Source organism: Pseudoxanthomonas sp. SGT-18, assembly GCF_003931645.1.
Taxonomy (GTDB): domain Bacteria; phylum Pseudomonadota; class Gammaproteobacteria; order Xanthomonadales; family Xanthomonadaceae; genus Pseudoxanthomonas.
In genome coordinates, this window is sequence record NZ_RRYJ01000004.1 from 100,541 (window position 1) to 113,511 (window position 12,971).

Consider the following 12,971-nt stretch of genomic DNA (forward strand, 5'->3'; position numbering starts at 1 on the left):
GGGCGCCCGTCCTGCGTTCCGGGGCGGCCGTTTCCGCGGCAACGAAGGCGGGCCGCCGCAAGTGGCGGAAAAGCCCGGGAAAAGCCGCCAAAGCCGGGCCCGGCTCCGTTAAACTTCCGGACGACTCCACCCACTGGACGCTAGCCATCCCAATGACCAGCATCGCCAAGATCCACGCCCGCGAAATCCTCGACAGCCGCGGCAACCCCACCCTCGAAGCCGAGGTCACCCTGGCCGATGGTTCCTTCGGCCGTGCCGCGGTGCCGTCCGGCGCCTCCACCGGCACCAAGGAGGCGGTGGAGCTGCGCGACGGCGACAAGACCCGCTACCTGGGCAAGGGCGTGAAGAACGCGGTGGCCAACGTCAACGGCGCCATCGCCGAGGCCCTGGCCGGCTTCGACGCCGCCGACCAGCAGGGCCTGGACCGCCGCCTGATCGACCTGGACGGCACCGAGAACAAGGGCCGCCTGGGCGCCAACGCGCTGCTGGGCGTGTCGCTGGCCGCCGCCCATGCCGTGGCCGCCTCGAAGAAGCAGCCGCTGTGGCAGTACATCGCCTCGATCACCGAGTCGAACGTGTCGCTGCCGGTGCCGATGATGAACATCATCAACGGCGGCGCCCACGCCGACAACAACGTCGACTTCCAGGAGTTCATGATCCTGCCGGTCGGCGCCTCCTCGTTCTCCGAGGCCCTGCGCGCCGGCACCGAGGTGTTCCACTCGCTCAAGTCCGTGCTCAAGGGCCACGGCCTGAGCACCGCGGTGGGCGACGAGGGCGGCTTCGCCCCGGACTTCCGCAGCAACGTCGAGGCCCTGGACACCATCCTGGAGGCCATTGGCAAGGCCGGCTACAAGGCCGGCGAGGACGTGCTGCTGGGCCTGGACGTGGCCTCCAGCGAGTTCTACGACAACGGCAAGTACCACCTGGTGGGCGAGAACAAGCGCCTGTCCTCCGAGCAGTTCGTCGACTTCCTGGCCGACTGGGTCGCCCAGTACCCGATCATCACCATCGAGGACGGCCTGGCCGAGGACGACTGGGCCGGCTGGAAGCAGCTGACCGAGCGCCTGGGCAGCAAGGTGCAGCTGGTCGGCGACGACCTGTTCGTGACCAACCCGAAGATCCTCAAGCAGGGCATCGACTCGGGCACCGCCAACGCGATCCTGATCAAGGTCAACCAGATCGGTACCCTGAGCGAGACCCTGGACGCCATCGCCATGGCGCACAAGGCCGGCTACGCCTCGATCGTCTCGCACCGCTCGGGCGAGACCGAGGACACCACGATCTCGGACATCGCCGTGGCCACCACAGCGACCCAGATCAAGACCGGCTCGCTGTGCCGCAGCGACCGCGTGGCCAAGTACAACCAGCTGCTGCGCATCGAGGAAGCGCTGGGCGGCTCGGCCCGCTACGCCGGCCGCGACGCCTTCGTCTCGCTGAAGCGCTGAGGGAGGATCGCCCGTGTTGCGATGGGTGCTCCTGGGGCTGGTCCTGCTGCTGGGATGGCTGCAGTACCGGCTCTGGTTCGGCATCGGCAACGCGGGCGAGGTCACCGCGCTGGCGGCGCAGGTCGAGGCCCAGCGCCGCGAGAATGCGGGCCTGGAGGAACGCAACGCCGCGCTCGCGGCCGAGGTACGCGACCTCAAGGAGGGCGTGGCCGCGGTCGAGGAGCGCGCGCGCAGCGAGCTGGGCATGATCAAGCCGGGCGAGGTGTTCTATCGCGTGGTCGAGGACACCCCGCCGCGCCCGCTGCCGCCCCCGCCGGCGGCGGAGGAGGACTGATGGGCGGCATCTGGGCGGTGGTGCCCGCGGCGGGCCGCGGCACCCGTTTCGGCGGCGAGGTCCCCAAGCAATACCTGGAAGTGGCCGGCAAGCCGTTGCTGGTGCACACCCTCGACGCGCTGCTGGCGCACCCGGCGGTGGCCGGGGTGGTGGTGGCGCTGTCCGGCGACGACCCGCGCTGGCCTGGCTGGCACGAGTACCGCGGCAAGCCGCTGCTGGCCTGCACCGGCGGCGACAGCCGCGCCGCCTCGGTGCTGGCCGCGCTGCAGGCGCTGCCCGAATCGGTGCGCCCGGACGATTTCGTGCTGGTCCACGATGCCGCCCGTCCCAACCTGGCGCTGGAGGACCTGGACCGGTTGCTGGAGCGCGGCCGGCTCGATCCGGTCGGCGCGATCCTGGCTGCGCCGGTGCGCGACACCCTCAAGCGCGCCGGCGACGACGGCGGCATCGACCGCACCGAGCCGCGCGAGCGGCTGTGGCGCGCGCTGACCCCGCAGCTGTTCCGGCGCCTGCAGCTGACCCGCGCCCTGGAGGCCGCCGCGGCCGCAGGGGTGGAGGTCACCGACGAGGCCATGGCGTTCGAACTGCAGGGCCAGCGCCCGCTGCTGGTGGAAGGCCGCGAGGACAACTTCAAGGTCACCACGCCCGCCGACCTGGCACGGTTCGAGTTCGAGCTTTCGCGCCGCTGAGCGGTGCCGGCACGACAGGGAGGTCGTGATGGCGAAGGTGGGAAGGTTCTTCCGCGACGCGTTGCTGGCTGACCCGGATGGCCGCCTGTTGTGGCGGTCGTTCCTGGCCTTCCTGGTCTCCCTCGCCGGTGCCCTGGCCTGCGTCGCGCTCGGGCTTGCCGTGCTGGAGCTTGCAGGCCTTCCGAGGGACGGAATGGACCAGGTCGACGCCGGTACCGGATGGCGCGCCTTCATCGGGGGCGTCCTGTTCGCGCCGGTGGTGGAGACCCTGCTGCTGGGCGGGATGCTGGCGCTGATGCCAGGGCGCTGGAGCATCCCGTCCAGGGCCTTGCTCGCAGGCTTGCTCTGGGGGCTGCTGCATGGCCTGGTCGCGCCGATCTGGTTCATCGGCACCTGGTTCCCGTTCTTCGTCTTCAGCTGTTGCTGGATGACCTGGCGCCGGCGCTCCTTCCGCCACGCCTTCGCCGCCGCGGCGCTGCCGCATGCGCTGCAGAACCTGGTGGCGTTCTGGCCCGACATCCTCGCTGGCTGAGGGGATACGCCCGGTCCTGCCACCCGGAGGGCACAATAGGCACGACGTGCCGGACCGTCCGGCAACGACCGGAACCTGCGACATGGCAATCGACATCCCTCCCTTCCGCATCGGCCAGGGCTACGACGTCCACGTGTTCGGCGAGGGCGACCACGTGATGCTTGGCGGCGTGCGCGTGCCGCACGAGCGCGGCGTGGTCGCGCACAGCGACGGCGACGTGGCCCTGCATGCGCTGTGCGACGCCATCCTCGGCGCGCTGGCGCTGGGCGACATCGGCGTGCACTTCCCGCCCGGCGACGAGCGCTGGCGCGGCGCCGACAGCCTGGTGCTGCTGCGCCACTGCGTCGGCCTGGTGGCCGGCTGCGGCTGGAAGCTGGGCAACGCCGACATCACCATCGTCTGCGAGCGGCCCAAGGTCGGCCCGCACGCGGCGCAGATGCGCCAGCGCATCGCCGAAGCCTGCGGCGTGGACCTGGACGCGATCAGCGTCAAGGCCACCACCAGCGAGAAGCTGGGCTTCACCGGCCGCGGCGAGGGCATCGCCGCGCAGGCGGTGGCGATGCTGGTGCGCGCGTGAACGCGCCGATGCAGGCCTTCGGCGCGCCGGTGCTGGCGGCGCGGATCCGCTCCGTCCCGGAGGATTTCCGGGTCGAGGAACTGGACGGTTTCGAGGCCAGCGGCGACGGCGAGCACCTGCTGCTGACCATCGAGAAGCGCGGCATGAACACCGGCTTCGTCGCCGGGGAGATCGCGCGCTGGGCCGGGGTGCCGGAGGTGGCGGTCGGCTATGCCGGGCTCAAGGACCGCCACGCGGTCACCGTGCAGCGCTTCAGCGTGCAGCTGCCCGGGCGCGAGCCGCCACCGCTGGATGCGCTGGAGCGCGAGGGCCTGCGCGTGCTGGCCCAGGCCCGCCACAGGCGCAAGCTGCCGCGCGGGGCGCTGGCCGGCAACCGCTTCGTGCTGGTGCTGCGCGGGGTGCAGGGCGAACACGCGGCGATCGAGGATCGGTTGCGGCAGGTCGCCGCCCGCGGCGTGCCCAATGCCTTCGGCGACCAGCGCTTCGGCCATGGCGGCGGCAACATCGCCAAGGCGCTGGCGATGTTCGCCGGCAAGCGGGTGGGGCGCGAGCAGCGTTCGATGCTGCTGTCGGCGGCGCGCTCGGCGCTGTTCAACCAGGTGCTGGCCGCGCGCGTGGCCGACGGCAGCTGGGACCGCGGCCTGGACGGCGAGGTCTGGGCCCTGGAGGGCAGCCGCAGCGTGTTCGGACCAGAGCCGATGACGGAAGACATCGCCAGGCGCCTGGCCGCGTTCGACATCCATCCCAGCGGTCCGCTGTGGGGCCGCGGCGCGCCGCGCAGCGAAGGCGCCTGCCAGGCGCTGGAGCTGGCGGCGATGGACGACCCGACCTCGCTGAAGCTGCGCGAGGGCCTAGAACGCGCCGGCCTGGAGCAGGAGCGGCGCGCGCTGCGCCTGCGCCCGCAGGGACTGGTCTGGCGCTGGCTTGCCAATGACCTGCTGGAACTGGCGTTCGCGTTGCCGGCCGGCTGCTATGCGACCGCGGTGCTGGACCAGCTGGGCCGGATCGAGGATGCCGCGGCACGCCCACCGGCCGCGGGAGGGGAAGGCGGCCCGGCGCCCGCGTAGCCCGGATCGGCGAAGCGCGTCCGGTACTTGGCGGGCGTGTCCTCCCGGATGCGGCCTGCGGCCCTGTCCGGGCTACGCCACCGGTCCCGGCCTGCGGCGGCCGGATCGGGCCGCCGGAAACACGAAGGGCGCCGCAAGGCGCCCTTCGTGCCTGTGCCTGCTGGCGCTGGCGTCAGAAGCCGCCGCCGAAGGTGAACTGCAGGCGCTCCAGCTCGTCGCCTTCCTTCTTGCGGAACGGGAACGCGTAGCTGATCGAGATCGGGCCCACCGGGGCGCGCCACAGCAGGGCCACGCCGGCGGAGGCGCGCAGCTCGCCGCTGTCGAAGTCGTCGATGCCGTTGTACACGTTGCCGAAGTCGACGAAGGCCGAGACGCGCGCGGCATTGCTGTCGAACAGCTTGGGGAACACCATCTCGATCTGGCCGACGGTCTTCAGCGAGCCGCCCATCGGCTGGCCGCGGTAGCCGGCGATGACCTCCGAGCGCGGGCCCAGGGTGTTGTCGCGGAAGCCGCGCACCGAGCGGGTGCCGCCGGCGTAGAAGTTCTCGAAGAACGGCAGCCCGGAAGCGGTGACGGTCTTGCGGTAGCCGGCCGCGTCCGGCGTGCAGGGATCGGCGGTGGTGCCGTCGACCGGGACGCACAGGTGGCGGGTGGTCTCGCTGCCGTAGCTGTCGCCGTAGCCCAGGTCCAGGCCGGTGCGCAGCACGAACGCCGGGCTCAGGCGCCAGTAGCGCGAGAACTCGTAGCTGAGCTTGTAGTACTCGGCGGTCGAGCCGGGCAGGGTGGTTTCCAGGCCCACGCGCTGGTAGGTGCCGCGGGTGGGCATGAAGAAGTCGTTGCGGGTGTCGCGCGCCCAGCCCAGCTCGGTGCGCCAGGCGTGGAAGGTGCGCTGGCCGACCGCGTCGAGGTAGTCGACGATCGCCTGCGGGGTGTAGCCGCCCCAGGCCTGGATCTGGTTGCTGTCGATGCCGAACAGCAGCGAGACCGAGCTGTGCTCGGTGATCGGCAGGCCCAGCACGGTCTGCACCGCGGCGTTGGTGCTGTTGTACTGGGCGGTGTTGAAGTCCGAGTAGTCCAGCTCGCGCCACCAGACGTTGTAGCCCAGCGACACGCCCTCGTCGGTGAAGAACGGGTTGATGTAGGAGAACGCGTAGCGCTGCAGGTAGTCGCTGCGCTGCGCCTCCACCGACACGCGGTTGCCGCCGCCGAGGAAGTTGCTCTGCGACAGCTGCACCGAGGCGGTCATGCCAGCCAGCTGCGAGTAGCCGAGGCCGAACACGAAGCTGCCGGAGGTGGTCTCCTTGACGTTGAACACCACGTCCACCTGGTCGCCGCTGCCCGGCACCTGCGGGGTCTCGACCTCGACGGTCTCGAAGTAGCCCAGGCGGCGCAGGCGCACGGTGGAGCGGTCGATCGCCGCCTGCGAATACCAGGCGTTCTCGAACTGGCGCATCTCGCGGCGCAGGACCTCGTCGGAGGTGCGGGTGTTGCCCTTGAACACGATCCGGCGCACGTTCACGCGCGGGCCGGGGATCACCTGCAGGTTGATCGCCACGGTGCGGTCGGCGCGGTTCGGGGTCGGGATCGGGTTGACCCGGGCGAAGGCGTAGCCGATGTTGCTGAGGGTGTTGGTGATGGCGTCGGCGCTGGCTTCAAGCAGCACGCGCGAGAAGGTGTCGCCGGCCTTGGGGATCACCATGCGCTCGACCACGTCCTGCGGCAGGATGGTGTCGCCGGTGACCTTGATTTCGGAGATCTTGTAGACCTCGCCCTCGGTGATCGAGGTGCTCAGGTACATCTCGCGCTTGTCGGGGCTGATCGACACCTGGGTGGAGTCGATGCTGAAGTCCACGTAGCCGCGGTCCAGGTACCAGGAGTTGAGCTTCTCCATGTCGCCGGAGAGCTTTTCCTTGGAGTACTGGTCGTCGCGGCGGTACCAGGACATCCACGAGCTTTCCTTGGACTCCCAGGTATCCAGGATCTCCTCGGTGTCGAAGGACTCGGCGCCCACCAGGTTGACGTGGCGGATCTTGGCCGCCTTGCCTTCCTTGATGTCGATGGTCACGTCCACGCGGTTGCGGTCCAGCTGGCTGACCGTGGGCGTGATCTGGACGTTGTACTTGCCGCGGTTGTTGTACTGGCGGGTCAGCTCCTGGGTGACGCGGTCCAGTGCCAGGCGGTCGAAGGTCTCGCCCTCGGCCAGGCCGATGTCCTGCAGGCCGCGCAGCAGGTCCTCGCTCTTGATGTCCTTGTTGCCGTTGAGCGTGAGCTTGTTGATCGCCGGGCGCTCGGTGACGGTGATCACCAGGATGTCGCCCTGGCGGTCCAGGCGCACGTCCTCGAAGAAGCCGGTGCGGTACAGGGCGCGCACGGTGTCGCCGGCCTTGGACGCGTCCAGGGTCTCGCCGCGCTCCACCGGCAGGTAGGTGAAGACCGTGCCGGCCGCGATGCGCTGCAGCCCGTCGATGCGGATGTCCGCGACGGTGAACGGCTCGGCCGTCTGCGCCATCGCCGACAGGCTCAGGGACGAGGCGAGGGCGAGGGCGAGCAGGCGGCGAACGGGGAATCGCGTCATGTCACATCCGGTGGAAAACGGGTATCGGGGCAGGAATCGCCGGCGCCGCGCGCCGGTGGTCGTCAGGGTCATCGCGGGAGCAGGCCGAGCAGGTCGTTGTAGAAGGCCAGGCCCATCAGGCCGGCCAGCAGGGCCAGGCCGACGTACTGGCCGGTGGCCATCGCCCGCTCGCTCAACGGACTGCCCTTGATCAACTCGATCGAATAATACAGGAGGTGGCCGCCGTCCAAGACCGGGATCGGCAGCAGGTTGATGATGGCCAGGCTCAGCGACAGCAGGGCCAGGAAGTACAGGAACCAGTCGGCGCCACGCTTGGCCGAGGCGTTGGCGGCACGGGCGATGGTGACCGGGCCGGAGAGGTTCTTCACCGAGGCCTCGCCGGTGACCATGCGCCGCATCATGCCCAGCGAGTCGGAGGCCAGGCGGCCGGTCTCGCGCAGCGCCACCGGCAGGGCCGCCAGCGGGCCGTAGCGCTGCACCGCGTCATAGGCCGGGGCCTGCGGCGGGGCCAGGACGATGCCCAGCTCCCACGCGCCGGCGCGGGCCGGATCGGTGCTGCGCCGCGGCTCCAGCTCGATCGCCAGGCGCTCGCCCTCGCGCTCGACCTCGATCATGCCCGGGCCGCCACGCTCGCCCAGGGCACGCACCAGCGGCGCGACCTCGTCGGCGGCGTTCACCGCCTGGCCGTCGATCGCCAGGATCACGTCGCCCGGCAGCAGGGCGCCGGCGGCGGCGCCGTCCGCGCGGACCTGGTCGATCCGGGCCGGGGCCAGCATGAACTGCCAGGCCAGGCCGGCGTGCTCGGCCAGGCGGCGCTCGTCCAGCTGGTCCGGCAGGCGCGACAGGCGCAGGGTGCGGGTGGCGACACGGCCGGCGGGATCCTCGACCGTGACCTCGATGTCGCGGCGGTCCAGCGCCGGAGCGGCCAGGGCCAGGCTGGCATCGGTCCAGGTCGCGACCTGGCGGCCGTCGACCGCGACCAGGCGGTCACCGCGCTGCAGACCGGCCTCGGCGGCCACGCCCCCGACCCGGCCCAGCACCGGGGCGTAGTCCTGGCGGCCGACCATGAACATCACCCACAGCAGGGCCACGCACAGCAGCAGGTTGGCGAGCGGGCCGGCGGCCACGATCGCGATCCGCCGCCACACGTTCTGGCGGTTGAACGCATGCGCCTGGCGGGTGATCGGGACATCGCCCTCGCGCTCGTCCAGCATCTTCACGTAGCCGCCCAGCGGGATGGCGGCGATGGCGAACTCGGTGCCGGCGCGGTTGCGGCGCGACCACAGCGGCTTGCCGAAGCCGACGGAGAAGCGCAGCACGTCCACGCCGCAGCGGCGGGCCACCCAGTAGTGGCCGAACTCATGGAAGGTCACCAGCAGCCCGAGGCTGACGATGAGCCACCAGACGGAGCCGAGGAACTCACCCATGGCGGGCATCCTGGAGCGGGGTGGCTGGGGCACCGCCGGGGGAACGGTGGTCGATCATCTGGCGGGTCACTCGGCGCGCGTCCGCGTCGGCCTGCAGCAGCGCCTCCAGGGAACTGGCGGGCGCGGCCGGCAATGCGGCGAGGGCATCCTCGACCAGCGCGGGAATGGCTAGGAAACCCACGCGCCCCTGAAGAAAGGCTGAAACCGCCTCCTCGTTGGCGGCGTTGAGCACCGCCGGGGCGGTGCCGCCGGCATCCATCGCCCCGCGCGCCAGGCGCAGGCAGGGGAAGGCGTCCATGTCCGGCGGCTCGAACTCCAGCCGGCCCTGGGCCAGCAGGTCCAGCCCGGCCACGCCGGACTCGATCCGCTCCGGCCAGCCCAGGCCCACCGCCAGGGCGGTGCGCATGTCCGGCAGGCCCAGCTGGGCCAGGGTGGAGCCGTCCACGTACTCGACCAGGGCGTGGACCAGGCTCTGCGGGTGCACCAGCACGTCGATCCGCGAGCCGGGCAGGCCGAACAGGTGGTGGGCCTCGATCACCTCCAGGCCCTTGTTCATCAGGGTGGCCGAGTCGACCGAGATCTTCGGGCCCATCGACCACTTGGGATGGGCCACGGCCTGGGCCGGGGTGACCTCGGCCAACGAGGCCCGGCTGCGGCCGCGGAACGGGCCGCCGGAGGCGGTCAGCACGATCCGGCGCACGTCCTGGCCGCGGCAGGCGCGCAGGCACTGGAACACCGCGCTGTGCTCGCTGTCGATCGGCACGATGGTGGCGCCGGCGTCGCGCGCGGCGGCCATCACCAGCTCACCGGCCAGCACCAGCGATTCCTTGTTGGCCAGCAGCAGGCGCTTGCCGGCGCGGGCCGCGGACAGGGTGGAGCCGAGGCCGGCGGCGCCGACGATGGCGGCGACCACGGTGTCGCAATCGGGGCCGGCGGCCAGCGCCTCCAGGGCCTCGCTGCCGGCGTGGGCGCGGGTGGCCAGGCCGGCAGCGCGCAGCCCGTCGCGCAGGCGCGGGAACAGTGCCGGGTCGGCGATCACCGCGTGCTCGGGGCGGTGGGCGATGCACAGCTGGACCAGGGCATCGACCCGGCCGCCGGCGGCCAGCACGGTGGCGCGCATGCGCCGGGGATGGCGGGCGATGACATCGAGGGCCGAGGTCCCGATGGAGCCGGTGGCTCCGAGGACGGCGACCCGGCGGATGTCGGCGGGGGAAGACATGGGGAAGGCCTCGCTCAGAACCCGGCGATTTCCTTGCCGATGGCGAAGACCGGCAGGGCGGCGAGGACGCCGTCGATGCGGTCCAGTACGCCGCCGTGGCCCGGGATCAGGTCGCCGGAATCCTTCACCCCGGCCTGGCGCTTGAGCAGGCTCTCGACCAGGTCGCCGACGATCGAGGCCAGGGCCGCGACCAGCGCGACCAGCGCCAGGCCCGGCCACTGCGCCACGCCGGCGCCGGCCAGGGCGCCGAAGGCCAGGGCCACCAGCACCGCGCCGGCAATGCCGCCCAGCGCGCCCTCGACCGTCTTGTTGGGGCTGATGGTCGGCGCCAGCTTGCGCCGGCCCAGGTGGCGGCCGGCGAAGTAGGCACCGGTGTCGGCCGCCCAGACCAGGGCCAGCGCGGCCAGCAGCCAGCGGTGGGCCATCGGCTCGCCCGGACCGCCGAGGGTGGCGAAGCTGTCCGAGTGCACCAGGCACAGGGCGCACCACGCCGGGACCACGGCCAGGGTGCCGGCGGCCAGCTTGAGCGCGCGGTTGGCGGGGCGGTCGGCGGCGCCGAAGCCCGGGCGCCACAGCCACAGCAGGGACAGCACCCAGCCGGCGGCGCCGGCCAGGGTCGCCAGCTGGAACAGCACCGGCGAGAAGCCGGCCTCGCTGCGCGAGGCCCAGACCAGCAGGACCATCAGCAGCAGGTTCAGGCCCACCAGCACGGTGCGCGGCAGGCTGTCGTCGACCCCGGCCAGCTTCAGCCATTCCCACAGGCCGGTCAGCATGACCAGGGCGGCCACGGCGGCCAGCCACGGGGTGGGCAGCAGCAGGATGGCGGCGATGGCCGTTGGGGCCATCACCAGGGCAGCAATCACGCGGGTGCGGGTCATGCGGAGGTCTCCGCTGCGGCGATCTGCGCGCTGGTCAGGCCGAACCGGCGCTCGCGCCGGCCGAAGTCGTCCAGGGCACGCTGCAGCACGCTGGCGTCCACGTCGGGCCAGAGCGTGTCGGTGAACCACAGCTCGGTGTAGGCCAGCTGCCAGAGCAGGAAGTTGCTGATCCGGTGGTCGCCACCGGTGCGGATGAACAGGTCCGGCGGGGGCAGGTCGGCCAGGGCGACGTGGGCGGCCATGGCCGCCTCGTCGATCCGCTCCGGGTCCAGGCGCCCGGCGGCCACCTCGCGCGCCAGGGCGCGGGCGGCGAAGGCGATGTCCTGGCGCCCGCCGTAGCTGGCGGCAACGGCCAGCTCGAGGCGGCCGTTGCCGGCGGTCTGCGCCTCGGCGGCGGCCATGCGCTCGCGGATCGCCGGGGAAAAGCGCTCGCGGTCGCCGATGAAGCGCAGGCGCACGCCGCGCTTGTCCAGCGCCCCGACCTCGCGTTCCAGCGCGCCCAGGAACAGCTTCATCAGGGCGTTGACTTCCTCCTCGGGCCGGCCCCAGTTTTCGCTGGAGAAGGCGAACAGGGTCAGCGCCCCGATGCCCCGGTCCAGGCAGAAGTCGATGGTGCGCTCGGCCGCGCGCGCGCCGGCGCGGTGGCCGACCACGCGCGGGCGGCGGCGGCGCTGCGCCCAGCGGCCGTTGCCGTCCATGATGACGGCAAGGTGGCGGGGGACCGGGGTGCGTTCTGGGGCGGACATGAGGGTCATGCGGATGGCAGACCGCTCAGACCGCCATCAGTTCCTGTTCCTTGGCCTTGACCACCTCGTCGACGTCCTTGATCGCCTTGTCGGTGATCTTCTGGATCTCGTCCTCGGCGCGGCGCACGTCGTCCTCGCTGATCTGCTTTTCCTTCAGCAGGTCCTTGACCTTCTGGTTGGCGTCGCGGCGGATGTTGCGGATGGCGACCTTGGCGTCCTCGCCCTCGCCGGCCACGACCTTGGCCAGCTCACGGCGGCGCTCCTCGGTCAGCGGCGGCAGGTTCAGGCGGATGGTGGTGCCGGCGGTGTTGGGGGTCAGGCCCAGGTCCGAGCCGAGGATGGCCTTCTCGATCGGGCCGACCATGCCCTTGTCCCAGGGCTGGATGACCAGGGAGCGGGCGTCGGACACGGAGACGGCGGCCACCTGCGACAGCGGGACCTCGCTGCCGTACGCGCTGACCCTGATCGAGTCGACCAGGCCGGTGGAGGCGCGCCCGGTGCGGACCTTGACGAGGTTGTGGCGCAGGGCCTCGATGCTCTTGGCCATGCGTGCCTGCGCGTCTTGCTTGATTTCGTTGATCATCGCCGTGTTTCCTGGTGGAGCCGAATCGGCCGATTATACGGGTAATGCCATCCCTGGCCCCGGGCGCGGCGGCAAGGCACGAAAAAGGGCCGCGCGTGCGCGGCCCTTCGCGGGGTCGGGGTGCGGCGGCCGCGGTCAGCGGCGGGCGCGGACCAGGGTGCCGATCGGCTCGCCGCGCAGGATGCCCATCAGGTTGCCCGGCACCGACAGGTCGTAGACCCGCAGCGGGATGCCGTGGTCGCGGCACAGGGCGAAGGCGGCGGTGTCCATCACCTGCAGGTCGCGGGCGATGACCTCGTTGTGGTCCAGTTCCTCGAAGCGCACCGCGTCGGGGTGCTTCTTCGGGTCCTTGTCGTACACGCCGTCGACCTTGGTGGCCTTCAGCAGCAGGTCGGCGTTGATCTCGATCGCGCGCAGGGCGGCGGCCGAGTCGGTGGTGAAGAACGGGTTGCCGGTGCCGGCGGCGAAGATCGCGATGCGGCCCTTCTCCAGGTGGCGCACGGCGCGGCGGCGGATGTAGTCCTCGCACACGTCGTTGATCTTGATCGCGCTCATCACCCGGACCTTGCCGCCGAGCTTCTCCAGCGCGTCCTGCATGGCCAGGGCGTTGATCACCGTGGCCAGCATGCCCATCTGGTCGCCGGTCACCCGGTCCATGCCGCCGGCGGCCAGGCCGGCGCCACGGAAGATGTTGCCGCCGCCGATCACCAGGGCGATCTCGGCACCGGCCTCGCGGGCCTCCATCACCTCGCCGGCGATGCGCCGGATCACCACCGGGTCGATGCCGTAGTCCTCCGACCCCATCAGCGCCTCTCCCGAAAGTTTCAGCAGCACGCGACGGTGGACGAGATCGGACATGGGGGGCCTCGGGAGTGGGGTGGACAAACGCGGGGATTCTA

General features: G+C 71.6%; 13 protein-coding genes. 6 read left to right on the plus strand and 7 right to left on the minus strand.

The features are described 5' to 3' along the window. Positions 1-152: 152 nt before the first annotated feature. The 6 genes from eno (at position 153) to truD (ending at position 4,644) form a co-directional block, all read left to right on the plus strand. The gene (eno, locus tag EIM47_RS07360) at positions 153-1,445 is read left to right on the plus strand and encodes a phosphopyruvate hydratase (protein WP_019397577.1); all 1,293 of its coding nucleotides are present in this window, start codon (positions 153-155) and stop codon (positions 1,443-1,445) included. A 13-nt stretch (positions 1,446-1,458) separates the two neighbouring features. Next, the gene (ftsB, locus tag EIM47_RS07365) at positions 1,459-1,779 is read left to right on the plus strand and encodes a cell division protein FtsB (protein WP_050992118.1); all 321 of its coding nucleotides are present in this window, start codon (positions 1,459-1,461) and stop codon (positions 1,777-1,779) included. Then, positions 1,776-2,468 carry a 2-C-methyl-D-erythritol 4-phosphate cytidylyltransferase gene (ispD, locus tag EIM47_RS07370; RefSeq protein WP_125076623.1) on the plus strand — a complete coding sequence of 231 codons (693 nt, stop codon included), beginning with the start codon at positions 1,776-1,778 and terminating at the stop codon, positions 2,466-2,468. Before ftsB ends, ispD begins: the two co-directional genes overlap by 4 nt. Positions 2,469-2,496: 28 nt before the next feature. After that, positions 2,497-3,000, plus strand: a complete 504-nt coding sequence (locus EIM47_RS07375; protein WP_232207884.1) for a hypothetical protein — start codon at positions 2,497-2,499, stop codon at positions 2,998-3,000. A gap of 82 nt (positions 3,001-3,082) precedes the next feature. Continuing rightward, positions 3,083-3,577: a 2-C-methyl-D-erythritol 2,4-cyclodiphosphate synthase gene (gene ispF, locus EIM47_RS07380; RefSeq protein ID WP_125076553.1), complete on the plus strand. Its 495-nt coding sequence runs from the start codon at positions 3,083-3,085 to the stop codon at positions 3,575-3,577. A gap of 8 nt (positions 3,578-3,585) precedes the next feature. Next, positions 3,586-4,644, plus strand: a complete 1,059-nt coding sequence (gene truD, locus EIM47_RS07385; protein WP_125076624.1) for a tRNA pseudouridine(13) synthase TruD — start codon at positions 3,586-3,588, stop codon at positions 4,642-4,644. 172 nt (positions 4,645-4,816) lie between these two features. Here the strand turns inward: truD and bamA are convergent, their stop codons facing one another. The 7 genes from bamA to pyrH form a co-directional block, all read right to left on the minus strand. After that, positions 4,817-7,219 (minus strand): outer membrane protein assembly factor BamA, encoded by a 2,403-nt coding sequence (gene bamA / locus EIM47_RS07390; protein WP_026010283.1) that lies wholly within the window; start codon positions 7,217-7,219, stop codon positions 4,817-4,819. A 68-nt stretch (positions 7,220-7,287) separates the two neighbouring features. Then, complete coding sequence (gene rseP, locus EIM47_RS07395) at positions 7,288-8,646, minus strand: RIP metalloprotease RseP (RefSeq protein WP_125076554.1); 1,359 nt, start codon at positions 8,644-8,646, stop codon at positions 7,288-7,290. Beyond that, a complete protein-coding gene (locus EIM47_RS07400) occupies positions 8,639-9,865 on the minus strand; it encodes a 1-deoxy-D-xylulose-5-phosphate reductoisomerase (protein ID WP_125076555.1) in 1,227 nt (408 codons plus the stop codon). Before EIM47_RS07400 ends, rseP begins: the two co-directional genes overlap by 8 nt. Positions 9,866-9,879: 14 nt before the next feature. Next, positions 9,880-10,743 carry a phosphatidate cytidylyltransferase gene (locus tag EIM47_RS07405; protein ID WP_125076556.1) on the minus strand — a complete coding sequence of 288 codons (864 nt, stop codon included), beginning with the start codon at positions 10,741-10,743 and terminating at the stop codon, positions 9,880-9,882. Next, the gene (gene uppS / locus EIM47_RS07410; protein ID WP_026010285.1) at positions 10,740-11,489 is read right to left on the minus strand and encodes a polyprenyl diphosphate synthase; all 750 of its coding nucleotides are present in this window, start codon (positions 11,487-11,489) and stop codon (positions 10,740-10,742) included. Before uppS ends, EIM47_RS07405 begins: the two co-directional genes overlap by 4 nt. Before the next feature lie 25 nt (positions 11,490-11,514). Further along, positions 11,515-12,072, minus strand: coding sequence for a ribosome recycling factor (gene frr, locus EIM47_RS07415; RefSeq protein ID WP_019397588.1), 558 nt, complete (start codon positions 12,070-12,072; stop codon positions 11,515-11,517). Between the two features lie 135 nt (positions 12,073-12,207). Further along, positions 12,208-12,930, minus strand: a complete 723-nt coding sequence (pyrH, locus tag EIM47_RS07420) for a UMP kinase (RefSeq protein WP_026010286.1) — start codon at positions 12,928-12,930, stop codon at positions 12,208-12,210. Between the last annotated feature and the right edge of the window lie 41 nt (positions 12,931-12,971).